Below are 22,594 nucleotides of genomic sequence, written 5' to 3'. Positions count from 1 at the left end.
ATGTTTAAAATTGGAAATTTAGAATTACAATCTCGTTTATTACTAGGTACAGGAAAGTTTGAAAATGAAGACATACAAACAGAAGCGATTAAAGCTTCAGAAACAAATGTACTTACTTTCGCAGTAAGACGTATGAATTTGTATGACAAGAATTTACCTAATCCACTAGCAAACATTAATTTAAAAGACTTTATAACTTTTCCAAATACTGCTGGCGCAAAAACTGCTGAAGAAGCCATTCGTATTGCAGAAATCGCTAAACATGCAGGTGTATGTGACATGATTAAAGTAGAAGTTATTGGTGATGATGAAACGTTATTACCTGATCCATTTGAAACATATGAAGCTTGTAAAGTATTGCTAGAGCGTGGCTACATTGTATGTCCATATATTTCTAATGACGTCGTTTTAGCTAAACGTTTAGAAGAATTAGGTGTGCATGCCGTTATGCCATTAGCATCTCCAATAGGAACAGGCCGTGGCATAAACAACCAACTTAATTTAAGTTACATTATTAAAAACTCAAATGTGCCAGTTATCGTTGATGCTGGTATTGGTTCTCCGAAAGATGCATGTCATGCGATGGAATTAGGGGCTGACGGTATTCTACTCAATACAGCAGTATCAAGTGCTAAAGATCCTGTGAAGATGGCAGAAGCAATGAAATTAGGTATTCATGCTGGTCGCTTGTCTTATGAAGCAGGACGAATCCCAGTAAAATATACTGCCCAAGCATCAAGCCCAACTGAAGGTTTAGGTTTCTTATAATGCAACGTTACAATCGTCAAATGAGATTCTCTCCTTTTGGTGAACAAGGACAGCATGCCCTTTCTAATGCACAGTTACTTATTCTAGGTGCCGGCGCATTAGGTAGTCATGTCGCCGAGCTTCTTGCTCGAATGGGGGCACATCACATCACAATTGTTGATATGGATATAGTTGAAACGTCTAATCTACATCGACAAGCGCTTTATACTGAAGATGACGCTCAAAATATGGTACCAAAAGTACACTCAATAAAAGAACATATTGCACATATCAATCATCATGTAGACGTACAAACGTATTACCAAGAAATAACTTCAAACAATATTGAAGATATATTAAATGAAGTTAAACCAGATATCGTTATCGATGGGATGGATCATTTTAAAATTCGTTATCTCATCAATGAAGTGTGTCACAAACATCAAATTCCTTGGGTATATGGTGCTGCTGTCGGCAATAAAGGAACAGTTTATGGCATTGATTTCAAAGGACCATGTCTAAAATGTCTCCTAAAACAAATGCCATCAAGTGGCGAAAGTTGTGCAATTAATGGCGTACTACCAACTATTATTACGCAAGTAGCAAGTTATGAAGTTGCAGAAGTACTTCGTTACCTATCTGGAGAAGGTTTTTCAAAGAAACTAATCACTATTGATACGTGGCATATCGATTATAAAGCGATGAAGGTCGATATATTGAAAGATCACGCGTGTGAGGTATGTGCGAATCAACACTACCCACTTTTAGAAACGAAACACCAGCAGCATATTGAAAGCTTATGTGGACGTACATATCTCTTTAGATATCAGCCAAGTATATTTGAACACGCACACCACCTTCCCTGTGAAATTGTGAAATCCACTTCTTTCGCAAAATTAATTAAAGATGACGATTATGAAATTACCTTATTTAAAGATGGACGTATGAATGTTTATGGCATCGAAGATGATGAAGAAGCAATTAAGTTGTATCATTCTTATTTAAAAGCGCTAAAATAAAAATACACATAGGTTTATACAAGTAATTCATAGTAAATTTTATTATAATAAATTTACTATGAATTTTTAATTTCACAAATAATGCTTTTAATAAAAGGAGTTCTTGAATATAAATGGAACAATTAATCACTGATTTTATAAGTAAGTGGGGTTATACAGCAATCTTTATTCTCATCTTATTAGAGAATGTTTTACCTGTTGTCCCTTCTGAAATAATTCTTACCTTTGATGGTTAAATGTCAGTAAAGTCGGGTTTATCAATACCTATTTTATTCCTTATATCAACAATCGCATCATTTATTGGATTATTAATCCTATATTATTTATGCCGTTTAATTAACGAAGAAAGTATTTATCGTTTTGTAGATAAACATGGTAAATGGTTTAAACTTAAAGGTAAAGATGTAAGGCGCGCAAATGACTGGTTTAAGCGTTATGGTGCATGGGCAGTATTACTATGTCGCTTTATTCCAGTATTACGTGTATTAATCACAATTCCTGCAGGTATCAATAAAATGAATGTCGTTACGTTCGCAGTATTATCATTACTAGGTACTACAATTTGGAACTTCGCCCTAATCCTATTAGGCCGTATGCTAAGTGGTAGTTTCGATGCCCTAATGGCTGGTTTACACAATTATTCATATATTATGTATGTCATTATTATTCTTGCAGTACTTTACTTACTTTATAGAATATTCTTTAAAAACAGAAACCGAGTTAAATAACAGTTAAGGGAGTGGGACAGAAATAATATTTCCAAAATTTATTTCGTTGTCCCACCCCGGCAAGGTTGACTAGAATTAAAAAAAGCTTGTTACAAGTGCATTTTTAAATCAGTCAACTACTGCCAATATATATTTGTAGCCTGAGTCATTAAATTATGTCCCAGGCTTTTGTCTTACATATATTTAAACTTTAAGAATTAATTCTGACATTTTAAGCATCACCATTGAAAAAGTAGTGCTTTTTAAAGATAATTAATGTAAGCGATTTTATGACATATCTACCCATATGAATATCAATTCCAAACAGGAGTGAAATTAGATGACACAAACGACTGAAAGTGAATTACGAGAGAAATATTTAGATTTATTATCACAACAATTTGATAGTCCTGAGAAGTTAGCAACAGAAATTGTCAATTTAGAGTCTATTCTAGAATTACCAAAAGGTACTGAACACTTCGTCAGTGACCTTCATGGTGAATACGAATCGTTCCAACATGTATTGCGTAATGGATCAGGTAATGTCCGTTCAAAAATAAATGACCTTTATGCAAAGACATTATCCCAAAAAGAAATCGATGACTTAGCTGCCCTCGTCTATTACCCTGAAGAAAAATTAAAACTTGTGAAAAATAACTTCGATTCAAAGGGAAAATTGAATGTTTGGTATATTACTACAATTGAACAATTAATTGATTTAATTACTTATTGTTCATCAAAATATACACGCTCAAAATTACGTAAAGCGTTACCGAAAGAATATACATATATCGTTGAAGAGCTACTTTATAAGAATAATGAATTCAACAATAAAAAATCATATTATGAAACACTAGTAAATCAAATTATCGAGTTAGAACAATCTGACGACTTAATTATTGGTTTATCTTATAGTATCCAACGTCTAGTAGTTGATCATCTCCATGTAGTTGGTGATATTTACGACCGTGGTCCTCAACCAGATAAGATTATGGACACGTTAATCAATTATCACTCTGTTGATATTCAATGGGGAAACCACGATGTCTTATGGATAGGTGCATATGCTGGTTCTAAAGTATGTTTAGCCAACCTACTTCGAATATGTGCACGATACGATAATTTAGATATTATTGAAGATGCTTATGGAATTAATTTACGTCCGTTATTAACGCTTGCTGAAGAACATTATAGTGGTGATAATCCTGCATTTAAACCTAAGAAACGCCCTGATAAACCAGTTGGGCTATCTAAACTTGAAGAAAGCCAAATCACTAAGATTCATCAAGCCATTGCGATGATTCAATTCAAACTAGAAATGCCAATTATCAAACGTCGTCCTACCTTTGAAATGGAAGACCGTTTAGTCTTGGAAAAGGTCAACTATGATACGAATGAAATCACGATTTACGGTAAAACATATCCTTTAAAAGATACATGTTTCAGTACTGTGGACCCACAAGATCCTGGTAAATTATTACCTGAGGAAGAAGAAGTTATGAATAAACTGCTACTTTCTTTCCAACAATCTGAGAAATTGAAACGTCACATGTCGTTCTTGATGAAGAAAGGAAAACTTTACCTTCCATATAATGGCAATCTTCTTATTCATGGTTGTATCCCTGTTGATGAGAATGGAGAAATGGAATCATTCGAAATTGAAGGTAAACAACATAAAGGTCGTGACCTTTTAGACGTGTTTGAAAGACATGTACGCTATGCATACGACTACAAAGAAATCACTGATGATCTATCAACAGATTTAGTGTGGTATTTATGGACTGGTAAATATAGTTCACTTTTCGGAAAAAGAGCGATGACAACATTTGAACGTTACTTTATTGAAGATAAGGCTTCTCATAAAGAACCTAAGAATCCATATTATTATTTAAGAGAAGATCTTGATATGATTCGCAAAATGTTAAAAGACTTCGGTCTCAATCCAGATGAAGGTCGAATTATCAATGGTCATACACCTGTTAAAGAAATAGATGGTGAAGACCCTATCAAAGCAGATGGTAAAATGTTAGTTATCGATGGTGGATTCTCAAAAGCATATCAAAAAACGACAGGTATTGCGGGTTATACATTACTTTACAATTCATTTGGCATGCAATTAGTCGCACATCAACATTTTGATTCAAGAGATAAAGTACTATCAGACGGTGCAGATGAATTATCAGTTCGTCGTGTTGTAGATGAAGAATTGCAACGCCAAAAAATCAGAGATACCAATGATGGTAAAGTACTTCAAGAACAAATCCGCATCTTAAAATTATTAATGCATGATAGATACTTAAATTAACACTTGAATCAATTTATACACACATATAAAAAAATGGCACTTTCTAAATCACTGAAATAGAAAGTGCCATTTATATATTACTTTTCTAATACACATCTCTTAAGATGCCGTATGTGCCTTGATCATATTGTGGTATAGGTTTAGTACTTTTATTAAATGAAACAACACTATTATCATCAACATGATAGATAATCATATCGTGATCAGTAATTGTGTCGTATTCCTCTGCAAGTACCTCCACAATATTCTTATTAATTATCGTATTATCAAACCATCTTGGACTGTGTGACTCATCAAATAAAATATGATTACGTAATGGACCATTTAAGTTATTACGTGCCTGTTCATCAGTAAATGACACTGGCATCATACTTACATTATTCAATCCAAACTCTGGTACCAATTCATTAAACGCTAAACTATTAAAAATAAACGACTTAGTCATTAATAGACATTTATTATAACGAATTAAATCCGCATATATTCGATCACTACTTGATAATAAATTTCCCTTAAACACTTCAAAGCCAAGTTCTTCTGCCTTCTCCGACGTATTCTCAAACAAATTAAATACCATTATAGGAATATCATGTTCATGTAGTTTCGTACCAAGATGGAATGAAAATTCACTCTCTCCTACTATAATGACACCTGGTGGTTCCGTACTAGCAAGACCTAGCAACTTACTCAATGGCGTAAAGCTAAAGCCGTAAATGACAACCGTAATAAACACTAGTCCAAACGTCACTGGAGTGATATAACTTGCCATTTTCACATTATCATCCATGAATAATCCTCCAAAGAATTGTGCCACAGTTAAAACGACAATTCCTCGAGGTGCCATCATTGCAACAATAGCGCGTTCTCTTTTCGTGATTTCTGTACCTATTGTTGATAATAAAACAGAGATTGGACGTACCAATACAATCATTGCAATCGCAAAAATCACTAATTGCCATGACAAGACATCCATCAATACAGATGACGTTAATGACGAAGTGATTAAAATAAAGACGGTGGATACAAGAATAGATGATGCATTTTCAATGAAATGATCTGACTCCTTGTAAATTAAATCATGTCTCTTATAACGTGCCATCATTAAGCCGAAAATTGTAACGGCTAATAATCCTGATTCTTGTAATATTTGGTCACAAATACTAAAGACTAATAAAATAAAGACTAACTGAATCGATGGCATCAAATTTTGCGGAATAAAATCACGTTGGATTAACCAATTGAAAATGAATGATGCCCCGAATCCAATTACGGCTGTTATAACCATTTTCAAAATAAAGATTAAAATAACTTGAACGCCAAAGCCTTGTTCAAATATTTGATAAACATAAAACGCAGTTAATGCGAGTATCGGTCCTATTGGATCTAATATGATACTTTCCCATCTTAAAATAGAGTCAACACTCTTACGCACCTTTGCTTGCTTAAGAAGTGGCTGAATGACGGTTGGGCCTGTAATCAAGAATAATCCGCCCATCACAACCGCAACAGAGATTGGAAAATCTAAAATTTTATGTAATGCAATCGCACCGAGCACCCATGATATAGCTGCGCCAACAGTAATAATTCGATTAACCGCTTTAGAAATGCCTCTTAATTCACGAAAGTCTAAATTACTACTTCCTTCGAATAAAATGACAGCTACAGCTAAAGATACAATCGGACTAAACACTTCGGCTCCCAATGTTTCTTGAGGGTTAACTAGTCCCAATATCGGTCCAATCAATAAGCCCACAATCGACATGACTACAATTGATGGCCATTTAATCTGTGTCGCTAACCATTGACTAAATATGCCTAATGCTAAAAATAAGACAATGATTAACATGACAGGTAAATCTAATGACATACCTACACCTTCCTTAATAAGATTCAACTTTTTTAATACTGTGTAATACTATCAAACTTTGATTAAGCCTGCATTATTATTTTATAAACAACCTGTTAATGCCTTTTTCGGACATACAATGTTCACTTCGAGTAAACTTTCCTATTTATTTCTAGTATATTTTCATCTAAAATAGGTAATTGCGTTTAAATATATGAATTTAGAAATGATTTGAAAGGAAATTTTAATTGTGCAACTTTTTAAAGAGAGTATCATGGTAGCTTTCGCATTTGTTGGTATTGTCGTTGGTGCTGGTTTTGCTACTGGTCAAGAAATATTTCAGTTCTTCACAAGTAACGGTATCTATAGCATCTCTGGCATTATTGTTACCGGTTTGATTATAACGCTAGCAGGCGTTTTCGTATTAAACACTGGCTTTGTCATTCAATCTCATAACCATTCTGAGTCTATTCGATATTATTTACATCCAATCATTGCACGTATCTTTGATATTATCTTAACTCTATTCTTATTCTCCTTAGCGATGATTATGACTGCGGGTGGTGCGTCAACTATACATGAAAGTTTCGGATTACCTTATTGGTTGAGTTCATTAATTCTAGTGTTAGTCATTCTTATGACGCTATTTCTTAAATTTGAACGTCTGATTACGGTATTAGGTATGGTTACACCGTTCTTAGTCATTGTTGTTTCTATTATCGCTATCTATTATTTTATAACAGGAGATTTAAATTTTAGTGCGGCCAATCGTTTCAACAAACAGCATCAATCTCTATCACTTGGTTGGTGGTTTGATGGGTTAAATTATGCAAGCCTACAAATTGCAGCCGCATTTAGTTTTTTAAGTGTTATGGGCGGTCGCATGCAGCATCGTCAGTCTGGCTTATGGGGTGGCCTACTTGGTGGCATCATTATCACATTACTGTTATTAATGATTAATTTGGGCCTTGTTACAGAATTTGAACATATTCAATCTGTCGCATTGCCGACCCTATTACTCGCAAGTCACATTTCACCATTATTAGGTACAGTGATGTCGATTATAATGGTTCTTGTTATCTATAATACGATTGTAGGTCTTATGTATGCATTTGCTTCCAGATTTACAGAGCCATTTTCCAAAGGGTACTTTGTACTCATCATTATAATGGCTATCATCACGTTTATATGTACATTTATCGGTTTCATTTCTTTAATTGGAAAAGTCTTCCCAATCATGGGATTATTTGGCTTCATACTACTTATCCCAATTTTATACCAAGGGTTTAAACACTTAGTATTCTCTAAATAAATTAGGATACATTAAAATGGACCCAAAGATGCGAACCATACATCTTTGAGTCCTTTTCCATTATGAATTCAGTATTTCTTGACCTTTCTGTAATCCAGCTTGTGTAATTTCATGACTATTGACCCATACTTCTGTAACCTGTGCACCCTGATGTTTAAATAAGTTAATGACATGTTCACTTTGATCAATAGATACGATTGGATCATTTTTTCCCATTGATAATAGAACGTCTACATCACTCATATCTTTGCTTGTTGAAGCGTCTATTGGATAAAGTGGGGCAAATAGTAATGCTTTTTTAAACGGTGCTTTGTCACGTAACATTAAGTTAATCGCAATATTTGATCCATTAGAGAAACCAACTAAAGCCGTTCGTTTCAAATCAAATTGATACTGTTCAGCCGCTTCATAAATAAAACCAAGCAACCGTTGACCTCGATATTCTAAATCTTCCTCATCGTATACGCCTTCTGCAAGACGTTTGAAATAACGATTCATACCATTTTCATTGACTTCTCCACGAATACTTAACAAGTTATAGTTAGGATTTAAAGCTGTTCCAAGTGGAATAAGATCTGTTTCATCCCCACCAGTTCCATGTAACAAAATTAACGTAGGTGCGTTATCCTTACCTGGCCTATAAATATGTTCCATTTGTCTCACCTCTCCTTAGTACTCATTTAATTTTATTGGCATTAAATGACCTTCTATTTCATATCTTCTTTCCTCGTAAAATGGCGGTAACTGTAGTTGTCTACCTAAATCATCGACGCTTTCATCAATCGTGAATCCAGGTCCTGCAGTTGCAAATTCAAATATTAAATTGCCAGGTTCTTTCATGTAAACCGCATGAAAATAGAATCGTTCTTTCACATCTGTTACATGCAAACCTTTATTATGAAGATAATCACGCCATTGTACATGTACCTCGTCATTTGGTACTGACCATGCAATATGATGGAAGATGCCACCACCCCAACGTACAGGTTGTGGGTTTACAAACTTTTTCACAATAATTTGATGATGCACGCTACCACTCGTTTGATAGTGCACATTGTCATCTGTTTCTTGAATATATTCTAACCCTAAATCATTTTGCAACAATGCTTCCGTAGCTTGAGGATTACCTGATAGCATTGTTACGCCATGAAATCCTATGATGTCATTGTTAACACGTTCTTCATCACTTTCAACCATCGCTAGTGTTAATCCGTGAATGTCCTCAAATTCTAACGTTGTTTGATTGAATGAATCAGTTTGACGTGTTTGAATCCCATTCGCATTTAATTTCATTTCCCAATGTGACATGCTATCTTTCGGTATTCTAAACGCTAAACGTCCAACCTGACCTGAACCGATACGACCTCTATATTGATTTGGCCAATTAAAGAAAGTAAGTACCATATCATGTTGCGCTCTGTCATTTGAGAAATATAAGTGATATGTTTTTGTATCATCATAATTTACTGTTTGTTTAATCAAAGATAAATTTAATACATTTGTATAGAAATCATACGTTTCTTGAGCATCTCCTACAATCGCTGAAATATGATGAATGTGTGTAATTGGTTCCATAAATTCAATACCTCCCTATTTATAACTTTTTCCAGTTGTATCAAACGGACGAACTTGCGCTTCAATCGCTTCTCTTTGTTGCTCTAAAAATGGTGGAAGTGATAATTTCTCGCCTAGCATTTCATAGGGTTCATCAACCATAAAACCAGGTCCATCAGTTGAAATTTCTAACAAAATATGACCGATTCGTGCATACAATGCTTCAAAATAAAAACGATCGACTAAACCGGAGTTTGGTATGCCTAGTTCTTGATATTTCTGTATCCAGTGTTTAATGGCCTCATGTTCTTTCACTCTAAATGATACATGATGAACTTCGCCATATCCTTGTACGGCAACTGGTCCCTCTGAATCCTTTCTTAAAATAACTTGACCACCATTACCACCTTCACCGACTTCAAGCAATGCTACATCTTCTTCATTCATAATTATTCGCATTCCATAAACATTTTCCAACAATTGTTTGAAATCCTCGAAGTAACTGACCGTAATTTCGATTGGTCCTAAGCCATAAATTGCTTTATCCTCTGGAACCGGACCATTCTTCCACGGTTTACCTGGTGAGACACCACTGTCTCCTTCATCGGATACTAATTGATAGTCTTGTCCATCCTCCTCTTGAAAAGGCAATACCTTCTTACCTAACACGTTATGAATACCATCATGTTTTATACCAAACGCTTCAAACCGCTTCATATAGTATGTTAATGCTTCATCACTTGGAACACGAAACGATGGTTTAGTAATCGAATTGATACCTTTACGTCCTTGAGAAATGCCAGGAAAATCAAAGAATGTCATATCTGTACCAGCTGTCCCCTCATCATCTGCAAAAAATGTATGATACGTTTGAATATCATCTTGGTTTACTGTTTTTTTAACTAGTCTCATACCTAGTACTTCGGTAAAAAATTTATAGTTACGTTCAGCATCATCTGTAATTGCAGTTACATGATGAATACCTAATAAATCATGTTTAGCCATATTAAAAACCTCCATTTATTTCGATTTCGAGATAATTTTCGTTATAAATAAAAGTGCACCGATTTACACTTCAGTAGATTGTGCACTTAATTTTTTGAATGCTTGTTGAATCGTTATCAATTCTTCTTCTGATAGAACTGAGAAGGCTTGTTCCAACGTTGAGGCATGTTGTGGAAATATATCTGCCATAAATTGTTGACCTTTGTCAGTAAGTGTTGCGTTATATACACGCTTATCTAATGGATCTTTATCACGTGTAATCCAACCTTTGTCTTCTAATTGGCTCACAACGTATGAAATACTACTACTCGCGATGAGCACCCTATCTCTAATACGTTGAATAGGTTGTGGACCTTTACTATAGAGCAACTCTAACACTGCAAATTCCGTCACGTTGAGCCTGTAATTCTTCACATCTTGTTGCACGATTTTTTCTAATGTATCTAATGCTCTATTTAGACCAATAAATGCTTTTAATGAATGTTCTGTGCGATCCATTTACTCACCACCTTTAATTTATTTTGATTTCGAGATAAATTGTACACGCGTTTCAATTAATCGTCAATATGTTAGCTCTATTATAATTTCAATATCTATTTATTTCTATCTTTTTTCAAAATGAAATAAGCATGAAAACGGTTGTTACAGGGAATACAAACATTGGAGGTGTCTCAAATGACCAATCAATTATTTATAAATAATGAATTTGTAGAGAGTAAATCTAGTGACACGATGGAAGTCATCAATCCTGCTACAGGAGAAGCATTTGATACCATTACTTTCGCAACTGAGGAAGAAGTTAACGAGGCAATCGAAAAATCTAAACATGCACAACTTGAATAGGAAAAAGTACCAGCACCAACACGTGCAGAGCATGTAAAATTATTAATTCCTTTATTAGAGCAAAACAAAGATGAACTTGCCAAATTGTATGTTAAAGAACAAGGTAAAACATTAGCACAAGCTGAAGGTGAAATCGATAAAGCTGTGAAATTTATTGATTATATGACAAGTTTAAGTATGCGTAATAAAGGCGAAGTACTACAAAATAGTGTATCTCATGAAATGATTCAATTAATTAAAAAGCCAATTGGTGTAACTGCAGGTATCGTCCCATGGAATGCACCAATTATGGTCTTGATGCGTAAAGTGATTCCAGCACTAGTAACGGGATGCTCAATCGTCATTAAACCAAGTGAAGAAACAACATTATTAACGTTAAGATTGGCTGAGCTATTCCGTGCTTCAACGATTCCAGCCGGTTTAATTCAAATTGTACCAGGCACTGGTGAAGCTGTGGGTACACAGCTTGCCACACATAAAGATGTACAACTCATTTCTTTAACAGGAAGTATGCGTGCTGGTAAAGCCGTTTATAAAAATGCAGCAGATGCAGTAAAAAAAGTGAACCTTGAATTAGGTGGTAACGCGCCTGTCTTGGTTACACCTCATGCAAACCTAGACAAAGCAGTGGACTACATTGTCACAGCACGAATAAATAATGCTGGTCAGGTATGTACTTGTCCAGAACGTATCTTTGTTCACGAAGATGTTCATGATGACTTTGTGAGCAAGGCTAAACAACGTATGAGCGACTTACAAGTCGGGGACCCATTAGACGACAATACCGACTATGGTGCTATTATCAATCAAACTCAATTGGACAGTATTGATAACAAAGTGCAAGAAGCCATTAAAAATGGTGCAGACTTAGTCTTAGGCGGTCATAAATTAAATCGCGCTGGTTTCTTCTATGAACCTACAATTCTTGATAATGTAAAAAAAGATGACAGTGCCTTTAAAGAGGAAATTTTTGGCCCTGTTCTAGCAATTACAACTTATAATGATTTCGATGAAGCAATTGATGCCGCAAACGATACAAATGCAGGTTTATCTTCTTATATCTTTTCAGAGAATTTAAAAGAAGTGATGGAAGCTACAGAACGTTTAAAATTCGGTGAAGTTTACGCTAATTGCGAAGCAGAAGAAGTTGTTAATGGTTACCATGCTGGTTGGAGAGAATCAGGTTTAGGTGGAGCAGATGGTATTCATGGTTTCGAAGAATACTACAATACAACGGTGAGCTATATTAGATATGAATAAATTGGTATAAAAATATCCCCATCTCCTAATAAAAGGATTGGGGATATTTTTTATTTATTCAATGCTTTATCCAACGCTTTAATATTCTTTTTCATGATTGATTGGAAAGTTAAATCTTTGTCGTTAGCTTGTTCTTTAGATAGCACAGACAAATTATTAAAACTTACTGGTTCTGCATTGGTTTCACCACTAATAACATCAGTTATCTTTGAAGTGATATTCTGTTCGTAAAGGATATAAGGTTGCTTCGATTGATTGATTTGTTTAATAAGCGCAAGAATATCCTTTTGACTAGGCTCTTCGTTATTCATACCACTGACACCCTCTTGTTGAAAGTGATAACGCTCTGCTAAATAACCTAATGAATCGTGAGAGATAGTTACTTTTTCTCTTTTAGGATTTTTAGTAATTGTTTTCAAATTATTGTCTAAATCTGTTAAATCCTGATTCAATTTCTTAAAATTTTGTTCATAATATGCTTTGTGTTGAGGATCTCTTTTAACTAAATCATTCTTTATTTTTTCTGCAAAATGCTTGTCTAGGACTGGGTCGAGCCAAACATGTGGGTCGTGACTTTCCTCTTCATGACTATGATGCTGGTCGTGATCTTCATGATCATGGTCTTCTTCAAGCAATGTATGATGATTTAAATCAGCTGCAACTGCTAATTTCATATCATCGTTGGTCATTGATTGCGTAATCGTCTTAGCCACTGGATCTAAGTCGTCACTTGAATATATAAATAGATCACTTTTAGCAATATTAATCATATCTCTCTGAGTTGGTTCATATGAATGGGTGTCTGCACCTGGAGGATAAATCGTATCCACATTGACATATTTGCCACCTATTTGTTTGGTGAAACTTTCAAATGCAAATACTGTAGTATAGATATTTATTTTATTATTGGTTGAAACATCTTTCTTTTTCGCATCCGAATATTGCCCTGTGCTACAAGCTGATAAAGCAATACTAATACACAGGACGATAATGAGATAGCCAATCCTCTTCACACAGAACCCTCCAAAACGTAATAAATTCGTTTTTAACTATATCTTTAATAATGTAATAATGCAATATCTATGTTTATTATTATATTTGAGGTTTAATATTTAATTTTAAAATGTTTTAGATTTCTTCAAAAGTGATAGATATTGATATGACATTATTAAAGGAGTGACGTTTTATGGCACAAGAAATCAAAAAAGGTAATCAACAATTTTATGTTGGCGAAGATGAACAAAATGCTCAAGCTGTCATTACGTTTAAACAAGTAGATAATAATGAAATCGATATTGACCATACTGGTGTCGCTGATGAATTAGGTGGACAAGGTCTAGGAAAACAATTAGTTGAAGCTGTCGTTAATTATGCACGTGAAAACAACTTAAAAATCATCGCATCTTGCCCATTTGCGAAAGACGTTCTAGAGAAAAATGATGATTATCAAGATGTTTATTTAGGATAATCTATTTCATATTTGTTGGCTTACAATTTGAAGTTAACTGAAATGTTTTACAGAATTAGCTTTTAGACTTGAATGAGGTTTATAGTACACCTTTATTACATTAGTCTAAAAGCTTTTTTGTATGCTTTTAAAGTTTTAAAGCAACTGCCTTGATTAATTTAATGATTAGTAGTATATTTATTATACTTAATATAAATAATAAATAAAGATGACTTATTCATCTTAGGAGGCACTACATTATGAATGCATTTCACACTACTGAAGCAACACAAGTTACTAATATTATATTAAACGTTGAAGACTTAAATAAAATGTCAAACTTTTATAAAAATATACTAGGATTTTCAATTAAAGAACAAGACGACAATCATGTCATCTTTAATGTTGGTGCTAATGGTCATACATTAACACTACAATATTTAGAAGATGGTCGCCGTCCTGGGTTTAGAGAAGCCGGTTTATTTCATGTCGCTTATTTACTTCCTACACGCACAGATTTAGCAAACTTTTTATTCCACGCTAGTCGTTTAAATGTGCCTGTAGGTGGTGGAGATCATCTTGTAAGTGAAGCGTTATACTTTAATGATCCAGAAGGTAACGGCATTGAAGTATATCAAGATCGTCCATATGAAAGTTGGCAATGGGATGGTAATTTTGTAAAAATGGATACACTTGCAGTAGATGCAGATGATTTAATTGCACAACGTACTGAAGAAGGTTGGAACGGTTGGCCTGCTGATGGCAAAATTGGACATTTACATCTTAAAACACACGATATCGGGCAAGCACGTGACTTTTATGTGGAACAAATAGGTTTAGAACATATTTCTAATTTCCCACAAGCTTTGTTCATGTCTACTCAAAAATATCATCATCATATCGCTACTAATGTATGGCAATCCAACCAAGCTAGAACAGATAACGAGACTACTTATGGCTTAGTTCATTTCGATATATATAAACCAAATGCTAAAGAAGAACATATTACATCTCCTGAAGGCTTTGATATTACAGTTCACAGTGATACAAGTGTCGTTCCAGGATAATATGGTTAATATTTGGCATCGTTTATAAAACATGTCATTTTAAATAGATTGGGGGCGGGACAGAAATAATATTTTTCCAAAATTTATTTCTGTCCCGCCCCGATAACAAGTTTGTCTTGGATTAAAAAGAAGCTTGCTACAAGTGTATTTTTAATTCAGTCAACTACTGCCAATATATATTTGTAGCCTGAGACATTGATTTATGTCCCAGGCTTAATCTTAAATTTTTATTCCTCGACAAGTTTTCTATACTTTCTTACTGTATCAAAGTCACTATCTTTTGCTTTTTCATAGCCTTGATGCCCATAAATATCTGTAAGTATTTTCTTACCTTTTTCAGATTTACTAATATCTAAAAAAGCATTACTGATTTTCGTTTTCCACTGTTTACTCATATCACCACGCACAGAAATCGTATCATTTGGTATCTTATCCGTGCGATAAATCACTTTAGTGTCTTTATATATTTTGGGATAATCTTGCTTTAAATCAGCACGTGCATCTTGATATGTAGCTACATCATCCACATCACCGTTTAAGAAGGCTATCAATGCTTGATCATGCCCTTTAATTTGAGCAATTTTGATATCACTCTGATTAACATTAACTTTATTAAGCTTGCCATTGGATAAATATATCCCGAAGTAGATTCTGGGTCTTGTAAGCCTACTTTAGCCCCTTTTAAATCTTTTAACTTATGTAAATGACTGTCTTTACGAACTATGATTTGTGAGCGATAATAATCGACTAATTTATTAGTTGTATTACCTTTATCATCTACTAAATAGCCTTTGGATTTCAACAGTACATCTGCAACACCTTTATCATGTGCGATGGTATAAGACACTGGTGAAATAAATGCAACATCCACTTTCTTTGATCTTAAAGCTTCTACCATTGCATTATAGTTAGTTGCCACATGTACTTTAACTGGAAGACCTAATCCCTTTGACAACTGTTGCTGTAACGGTTTCACTTTAGCGTTCAACGTTTTTGAATTTTGGGATGGTACAAATCCTACTTTTAATTCTTTTGGTTCATGGTCTTTCGAATGTTTCTCATCATGTTTAGAACAACCACTCAGGGTGAGTACTAATATTATAAAACTAATTAATAGTACTTGTAATTTTTTCATCATTTTTCCCTTTGCAAAATATAGATTTTAAAGACTTAAATTGTATTATAACTTATTTAATTTAAAAAAGTCTCAATCTATCAATTTCTAAATAAAACTTCTACAATATGTAATTTGTAACTATATCATATGCGCTTATCTTTTAAACTCATAAAAAAAGCTATCTGCAAAGTCTCGGCTTTGCAGATAGCTCACATTCAATTTAAATGATATTCATTTTTTATTTATAAACTAACTATCTTAGTATAATCCTTTTGTTTGATTGCTAGTATCAATGAAGATATTTTTAACTTGTTGATAGTTTTTAATAGCGTCTTTATAAATTTCACGACCGATACCAGATTTTTTATATCCACCGAATGGCGCACCAGCTGGGAATTGGTTATAAGTGTTAATCCAAATACGACCAGTTCTCATTGCTTTAGCAACATTTAATGCACGGTTAATATTAGTAGTAAAGATACCACCAGCTAAGCCGTATTCTGAATCATTCGCAATTTTAATTGCTTCAGCTTCATCTTCAAATTTTTCTACTACTACAACTGGTCCGAAAATTTCTTCTTGTGCTAATTGATGACTATTTTCTTTAATTTCGATGATTGTAGGCTCGAAGAAGTATCCTTTGTCACGTCCATTATCTGTTAAGCGATGACCACCTGTTAAGATATTAGCATTTGAATCTTCTTCAGCAATTTTTACGTAGCTTTCAATTTTTTCAAGTTGTTCTGGGCCAGTTTGAGCACTCATTTTAACGTCTTCATCAAATGGGTCGCCCACTTTGATATTTTCGAAAGCTTCTTTTAATTTAGGCATTACTTTATCATAGATTGAAGATTGTACTAATAAACGTGAACCAGCACTACATACTTCACCTTGGTTGAATAAAATACCTAATTGTGCACCTTCAACAACTTGATCTAAGTTTGCATCGTCAAAGATGATATTAGCACTTTTACCACCTAGTTCTAATGTAGTTGGAACGATACGTTCAGCACCTGCTTTCGCAACGCCGTAACCAACGTCTGTTGATCCTGTAAATGATAATTTGTTTACACCTTCATGATTGAAGATTGCATCACCTGATTCTGAACCTTTACCAGTTAATACATTTACGACACCTTTAGGTAATACTTCTTGGAAAATCTTCGCAAGTTCAATTAATGATAATGGTGTAGAAGAAGATGGCTGAATTACAATTGTATTACCCGCAGCTAATGCTGGTGCTAATTTCCATGACGCTAATAAAATTGGGAAGTTCCATGCAACTACAGCACCAACAACACCTACTGGTTCATTGACAACTAAACTCATTGTATTCTCATCAATTTCATTGACTGAACCTTCGTCTGTTGTTAATACACTCGCAAAATATTTAAATTGATTTGCTGTTAATGGCACATCAATTGTTGACGTTTCTCGATAAGGCTTGCCATTTTGTAACGATTCAATTGTCGCGAAGTGTTCCACTTTTTCATGAATTCGACGACTAATTTCTAATAAATAGTCCGCACGTTCTTCTTTAGATGTTTTACTCCAACTGTCAAAAGCATCTTGCGCAGCTTGTACTGCTTTATCAACATCAGATTTACTTGCTTTAGCTACTTTAGCTAAATCTTCACTATTCGCAGGATTGGTTACAGTTAACGTGTCTCCACTTTCGCTTGCTTGAAATTCACCATTGATAAATAAACCGTATTGTTCCTCTATGAAATCTCTAACGTTTACTTTTGCCATTTTTCATCATCCCTTTATATAAATTTATGAAAAACCTTATGTGCGTTGTGTTTATATCGAAATGCAAGCGTTTACTTAAGACTGCTATTATTTTACCTTATTCACATTTTTAAATACACTAACTTGCTTATAATATTTTTCCGTGTATTAAGCTCTTTAAACATCATTAATTCTAGTTATAGAATCTATCACTTATGGATAATATAAAAGAGAGTCTTTGCTCTCCTTTTTGATTCTATATTAAATCCATTCAATAACATCTTCAGCGGGTTGACGAACTTTATCTTTTGGTTCTTCTTTTCGATAACCAAATGCAACCATAACAGATGGTGCGAAATGTTCTGTATCGATAACATTTTCTTCAGCTAAGATTTCAGTAACTTTATCTAAATCAAATCCTTCCATAGGACATGAATCAATTCCTAATAATGCTGCAGTGGTCATCATGTTAGATAATGCAATGTAAGTTTGTTTACTTGCCCAGTCTAATAATGTTCGCTCATTATCGTTAATATGGAAATTCGTTTGGAAATTATTAAATTTATCTTCAACTGCTGGAATCGTACTTTCTTCGTATTTTTTAATATCTCGAATTATATGTTGTACGTATTCTGAATCTGCAGTGACATTTTTGCGTGCAAGAATAATAACGAAACGACTCGCTGTATTTAATTGCTTTTGTGCTCCCCAACTATATGGTTTTAATTTTTCTTTTAAATCTTCATTCTCAATAACAACAAAACGCCAAGGTTCTAATCCTAGTGAACTAGGTGATAAACGACCTGTTTCTAATATTGTGTGGAAGTCTGAGTCACTGACTTTCTTTTTAGGATCAAATTCCTTTGTTGCATGTCTAAAATTAAAAGCATTGATTATTGTCTCTTGCATTGAACTCATGAAATATATCCTCCTTAGATAGTACTAATTTGATTATAAAGTACATTTCCTTTAGCCTAAAGTTATACGCTTACAAAAGTTATCATTAAAAAATAAATGAAAATTTACTATTTTTGTGCGAATTTTTAACAATCAGAAAAATAAATTTCGTATTTCCTATTGATTTGTGAATAAATTCACAATATAATATATTTGTAAGTTAAGTAATAGAGATGTTTCAAATCATTATTCCTATTAATATTCACATTTCTATAGACAACTTAAGAAAACTTATTTATTAATTATAAATTCATACAAAATGAAGTGAGGTTATTAAAATGACAAAAATTATGTTTTATGGAACTCGTGATTACGAGAAAAATGACGCTTTAAACTGGGGTAAAGCGAACAATGTTGAAGTTGTTACAACTGAAGAAATTTTAAGTGAAGACACAGTTGATTTAGCTAAAGGTTTCGATGGTGTTACTACAATGCAATTTGGTAAATTAGCAGACTCTGTTTATCCTAAACTTGAAGAATATGGTATTAAACAAATTGCTCAACGTACTGCTGGTTTCGACATGTACGATTTAGAGTTAGCTAAAAAACATGGCATTATCATTTCAAATGTACCTAGTTATTCACCAGAAACTATTGCTGAATATTCAGTTTCTGTCGCTTTACAATTAGTTCGTCGCTTCCCTGCGATTGAAAAACGTGTTCAAGAACATAATTTCAAATGGGCTGCACCTATCATGTCTACACCTGTTAAAAACATGACTGTTGCGATTATCGGTACAGGTCGTATTGGTGCTGCAACTGGTAAAATTTATGCTGGTTTTGGTGCAAAAGTAGTAGGCTATGATGCATATCCAAACAACTCATTAGATTTCTTAGAATATAAAGATTCAGTTGAAGAAGCAATTGCTGATGCTGATATCATTTCATTACATGTTCCAGCGAATAAAGAAAGTTTCCACTTATTCGATGCAGATATGTTCTCTAAAGTTAAAAAAGGCGCTGTATTAGTAAATGCAGCTCGTGGTGCTGTTATTGATACACCAGCTTTAATTAATGCTGTAAATGATGGTACTTTATATGGTGCTGCCATTGACACATATGAAAATGAAGCTGATTACTTCACATATGACTGGACAGGTAAAGAGATCGAAGATGAAACGTTATTAGAATTAATTAAACATGAAAACATTTTGGTCACTCCACATATCGCATTCTTCTCTGATGAAGCTGTGAGAAATTTAGTTGAAGGCGGATTAAACGCAGCATTATCAGTTATTAATACTGGTAAATGTGAAACTCAATTAAACTAAGATATGTGTTTAATAAATAAAAAGGAGAATTCTCAAAATTGAGAGTTCTCCTTTTTTAAGCTATTTCAATACTTCTTGCTCGATAATCTGTAATACCCCTTGCTCATCATTACTTGGAGCAACTGCCTTGGCAACTTCAAATAGTGTTTCATCATGACTATTAGCCATTACATAACTGTGCTCCGCTAATTCAAGCATGTCCTTATCATTGTTAGCATCACCAAATGCCATCAAATCAGAAGTAGACATATGCCACTCATCCATTAAACGTTGAAGCGCTTGTCCTTTTGTCATATTAGGCATAATAATGTCAATACTATCATGTCCACTCGATACGAGTTTAATAGTATTGCTAAATTTTTCCTCCAAATCAGTATCAAGTGTTGAGTGCATATCTCGATTAATATTTAACGCAATCTTAACATATTCATCATCCGGTAATGGTTGAAAAGAATCAATTTCCTCCAACTGATGATAATAGAAATGCGCATCTTCCTTAAATGTTTCACTCGTGTCTTTCAATATATAGGCACTCTTTAATCCGCAAACAATAAATTCTTTAATATTTCTATCAATATTTAAATAATCAACAACTTCTTTGTAGTCTGTTTGATTGAAGCTACGATAATTATATAAATCTTTGCCTCTGTAAATAACTGCACCGTTTTCAGAAATAAAGAACATATCTCTTTCTCCGAATATAGATTGTAATTTAGCAAATTGATTTCCACTTGCAGCAATGAATTCTATATTGCGTTCTTTCAATGCTTTAAATATCTTCTCAAAACGGTCTTTATCATAATTCTTCTTAGAATCTAAAAATGTACCATCCATATCTACTGCAATAGCTTTAACCATGTGCAATCCCCCTAGTCCGTTGTATTCACATTTATTATATATGTCATCTAATTAGGGTTGTAGTTCACACTAACATGATGAAACTATATTCACATTCTGAAATTAAATACAATTAATAAAAATAACATGATTATTTCTAATGCTAAATTTAAAGGAGTGACACAAGATCTACATTGGATGTCTTGTATCACTCCTAATGACTTAGCATTTATGTTTTATGTAACGATTGGTGTTTATTATTTATTTAACTTGTTTCGCCACAAAGATTTTACGTTTTTCCCAAATACCGGTTTGCTCATTGTAATCGTCACAAGTAATTAATGTTAATTGATTCTTTTCACCTTTGTGTTCGTCCAATACTTCAACTTCGTCTGGATTAACATCACGTATACTAGTCATTTTATATTCGCGTGTTTCTTTTCCTATCTTGAAGTATACTTTGCTACCTTTTTTAGCTGCTTTTAAGTTTGTGAATTGGTAATGTGGTCTATCGGTAAATGTATGACCTGCGATTGATATATTTTGATCACTTAGCGATTCATCTTTCTCAGCGAAACTTACACCACGATTTAACTGTTCTGGTGTCGCTGGTCCAGGATACACGGGTTCTTTAATCTCTGCATCTGGCACTGATATATACCCTGCCATTTTAGTTTTATCCTTAGGAATGGTTGGTGTTTGTTTATTGCTAGACTTATCCTGTTTATCATATTGTTCTATTTTGTTGTCGTTATCTTTTTCATGTAAATAATTATCGATATGTGGTTTAGCAAATAGATACACTGCTACTAAGATGAGTATGACACCAAGTATCGTCATCAATCGATTAATCCAATTCTTCATTATGTATTACTCCTTTAACGTGACTTTCTTAGGTCATAGTATATCATGTTTATTTCGTAAGTTTAATTTAATTTATCGTGTCATATTTAATTACATATAGTTGCAACAATTGAAATCTCGTTTTAAACTGATACAAACTTAGAAAAGTAGGTACCATAATGATTAGAAAAGCAAAAATTGAAGATTTACCGGCAATACTATCAATCTATAATGATGCAATATTGCATACTACAGCTGTTTACACATACGATATTCAAACTTTAGATGAACGTAAAGCTTGGTTTGACATGAAGAATAAAGCAAATGAACCTATATTTGTATTTGAACAAGCTGGCAAGGCTGTTGGTTTTGCAACTTACGGTCAATTTAGAAACTGGCCGGCTTACTTATATTCTATTGAACATTCGATTTACGTAGATAAATCAACTCGAGGCAAAGGCATTGCTTCTCAATTATTACAACATCTTATTGAAGATGCCAGAACTAGAAATTATCGTACTATTGTAGCTGGTATCGATGCTTCCAATGATAGCAGCATCAAATTACATGAAAAGTTTAACTTCAAACATGCAGGTACCATTCAAAATGTTGGCTACAAATTTGATAGCTGGTTAGATCTTGCTTTTTACCAATATGATTTGCATGACAAATAAAAAAAGTAAGTGAGCCCCTTTTACTCACTTACTTTTCTTTTATCGTCTTTTT

General features: G+C 33.7%; 18 protein-coding genes and 3 pseudogenes. 10 read left to right on the top strand and 11 right to left on the bottom strand.

The genetic code is table 11. The features are described 5' to 3' along the window. From HMPREF2715_RS08660 to HMPREF2715_RS08645, 4 genes and pseudogenes are all read left to right on the top strand, one after another. Entirely contained in the window at nt 1–768 is a 768-nt protein-coding gene (locus HMPREF2715_RS08660) for a thiazole synthase (RefSeq protein WP_053025342.1), read from the top strand. Next, complete coding sequence (locus tag HMPREF2715_RS08655; protein WP_070839863.1) at nt 768–1,766, top strand: ThiF family adenylyltransferase; 999 nt, start codon at nt 768–770, stop codon at nt 1,764–1,766. The genes HMPREF2715_RS08660 and HMPREF2715_RS08655 overlap by 1 nt, the downstream gene beginning before the upstream one ends. A 113-nt stretch (nt 1,767–1,879) precedes the next feature. After that, nucleotides 1,880–2,494 (top strand): annotated as a pseudogene (locus HMPREF2715_RS08650) (DedA family protein). 319 nt (nt 2,495–2,813) lie between these two features. Then, nucleotides 2,814–4,778, top strand: a complete 1,965-nt coding sequence (locus tag HMPREF2715_RS08645) for a fructose-bisphosphatase class III (protein ID WP_053025339.1) — start codon at nt 2,814–2,816, stop codon at nt 4,776–4,778. Between the two features lie 85 nt (nt 4,779–4,863). Here the strand turns inward: HMPREF2715_RS08645 and HMPREF2715_RS08640 are convergent, their stop codons facing one another. Continuing rightward, nucleotides 4,864–6,645, bottom strand: a complete 1,782-nt coding sequence (locus HMPREF2715_RS08640) for a cation:proton antiporter (RefSeq protein ID WP_070581895.1) — start codon at nt 6,643–6,645, stop codon at nt 4,864–4,866. 253 nt (nt 6,646–6,898) lie between these two features. Between HMPREF2715_RS08640 and HMPREF2715_RS08635 the strand changes: the two genes are divergently transcribed. Then, entirely contained in the window at nt 6,899–7,936 is a 1,038-nt protein-coding gene (locus HMPREF2715_RS08635) for a YkvI family membrane protein (RefSeq protein WP_276312453.1), read from the top strand. A 60-nt stretch (nt 7,937–7,996) separates the two neighbouring features. On the opposite strand, the gene HMPREF2715_RS08630 is transcribed toward HMPREF2715_RS08635, so the two are convergent. The 4 genes from HMPREF2715_RS08630 to HMPREF2715_RS08615 all read right to left on the bottom strand — a co-directional run bounded on the left by HMPREF2715_RS08630 (nt 7,997) and on the right by HMPREF2715_RS08615 (nt 10,993). After that, nucleotides 7,997–8,590, bottom strand: coding sequence for a methylhydroquinone degradation carboxylesterase MhqD (locus tag HMPREF2715_RS08630; protein ID WP_011274881.1), 594 nt, complete (start codon nt 8,588–8,590; stop codon nt 7,997–7,999). Nucleotides 8,591–8,605: 15 nt separating this feature from the next. Continuing rightward, entirely contained in the window at nt 8,606–9,511 is a 906-nt protein-coding gene (locus tag HMPREF2715_RS08625; RefSeq protein WP_037538917.1) for a VOC family protein, read from the bottom strand. A 15-nt stretch (nt 9,512–9,526) separates the two neighbouring features. Continuing rightward, nucleotides 9,527–10,495, bottom strand: a complete 969-nt coding sequence (locus HMPREF2715_RS08620; protein ID WP_070839861.1) for a ring-cleaving dioxygenase MhqE — start codon at nt 10,493–10,495, stop codon at nt 9,527–9,529. A gap of 63 nt (nt 10,496–10,558) precedes the next feature. Further along, nucleotides 10,559–10,993, bottom strand: coding sequence for a MarR family transcriptional regulator MhqR (locus HMPREF2715_RS08615; protein ID WP_037538921.1), 435 nt, complete (start codon nt 10,991–10,993; stop codon nt 10,559–10,561). A gap of 177 nt (nt 10,994–11,170) precedes the next feature. Between HMPREF2715_RS08615 and aldA the strand changes: the two are divergent. Continuing rightward, nucleotides 11,171–12,598 (top strand): annotated as a pseudogene (aldA, locus tag HMPREF2715_RS08610) (aldehyde dehydrogenase). 50 nt (nt 12,599–12,648) lie between these two features. Here aldA and HMPREF2715_RS08605 read toward each other — a convergent pair. Continuing rightward, entirely contained in the window at nt 12,649–13,602 is a 954-nt protein-coding gene (locus HMPREF2715_RS08605) for a metal ABC transporter solute-binding protein, Zn/Mn family (RefSeq protein ID WP_370591770.1), read from the bottom strand. Between the two features lie 182 nt (nt 13,603–13,784). Between HMPREF2715_RS08605 and HMPREF2715_RS08600 the strand changes: the two genes are divergently transcribed. Both HMPREF2715_RS08600 and HMPREF2715_RS08595 read left to right on the top strand, forming a co-directional pair. Then, nucleotides 13,785–14,066 carry a GNAT family N-acetyltransferase gene (locus tag HMPREF2715_RS08600; RefSeq protein WP_011274875.1) on the top strand — a complete coding sequence of 94 codons (282 nt, stop codon included), beginning with the start codon at nt 13,785–13,787 and terminating at the stop codon, nt 14,064–14,066. 239 nt (nt 14,067–14,305) lie between these two features. Then, nucleotides 14,306–15,112, top strand: coding sequence for a VOC family protein (locus HMPREF2715_RS08595; protein WP_070839858.1), 807 nt, complete (start codon nt 14,306–14,308; stop codon nt 15,110–15,112). Nucleotides 15,113–15,339: 227 nt separating this feature from the next. On the opposite strand, the pseudogene HMPREF2715_RS08590 reads toward HMPREF2715_RS08595, so the two are convergent. From HMPREF2715_RS08590 to HMPREF2715_RS08580, 3 genes and pseudogenes are all read right to left on the bottom strand, one after another. Continuing rightward, nucleotides 15,340–16,247 (bottom strand): annotated as a pseudogene (locus HMPREF2715_RS08590) (phosphate/phosphite/phosphonate ABC transporter substrate-binding protein). A 240-nt stretch (nt 16,248–16,487) separates the two neighbouring features. Beyond that, complete coding sequence (locus HMPREF2715_RS08585; protein ID WP_070581891.1) at nt 16,488–17,981, bottom strand: aldehyde dehydrogenase family protein; 1,494 nt, start codon at nt 17,979–17,981, stop codon at nt 16,488–16,490. Between the two features lie 240 nt (nt 17,982–18,221). Then, a complete protein-coding gene (locus tag HMPREF2715_RS08580) occupies nt 18,222–18,878 on the bottom strand; it encodes an NAD(P)H-dependent oxidoreductase (RefSeq protein WP_070678724.1) in 657 nt (218 codons plus the stop codon). Nucleotides 18,879–19,195: 317 nt separating this feature from the next. Here HMPREF2715_RS08580 and HMPREF2715_RS08575 point away from each other — a divergent pair, with 317 nt between their 5' ends. Beyond that, complete coding sequence (locus HMPREF2715_RS08575; protein WP_070441593.1) at nt 19,196–20,188, top strand: D-lactate dehydrogenase; 993 nt, start codon at nt 19,196–19,198, stop codon at nt 20,186–20,188. 60 nt (nt 20,189–20,248) lie between these two features. Here HMPREF2715_RS08575 and HMPREF2715_RS08570 read toward each other — a convergent pair whose 3' ends face one another. Together HMPREF2715_RS08570 and srtA are read right to left on the bottom strand one after the other, a co-directional pair. Further along, complete coding sequence (locus HMPREF2715_RS08570) at nt 20,249–21,046, bottom strand: Cof-type HAD-IIB family hydrolase (RefSeq protein ID WP_070678727.1); 798 nt, start codon at nt 21,044–21,046, stop codon at nt 20,249–20,251. 240 nt (nt 21,047–21,286) lie between these two features. Then, complete coding sequence (srtA, locus tag HMPREF2715_RS08565) at nt 21,287–21,889, bottom strand: class A sortase SrtA (protein WP_053025326.1); 603 nt, start codon at nt 21,887–21,889, stop codon at nt 21,287–21,289. Between the two features lie 158 nt (nt 21,890–22,047). Between srtA and HMPREF2715_RS08560 the strand changes: the two genes are divergently transcribed. After that, nucleotides 22,048–22,542 (top strand): GNAT family N-acetyltransferase, encoded by a 495-nt coding sequence (locus HMPREF2715_RS08560; protein WP_070581887.1) that lies wholly within the window; start codon nt 22,048–22,050, stop codon nt 22,540–22,542. Nucleotides 22,543–22,594: the final 52 nt, after the last annotated feature.

The organism is Staphylococcus sp. HMSC062A01 (genome assembly GCF_001836805.1).
In the GTDB taxonomy this organism is placed as follows: domain Bacteria; phylum Bacillota; class Bacilli; order Staphylococcales; family Staphylococcaceae; genus Staphylococcus; species Staphylococcus haemolyticus.
The sequence above is the reverse complement of the archived record's forward strand: the minus strand, read 5'-3'. Positions and strand labels throughout refer to the sequence as shown.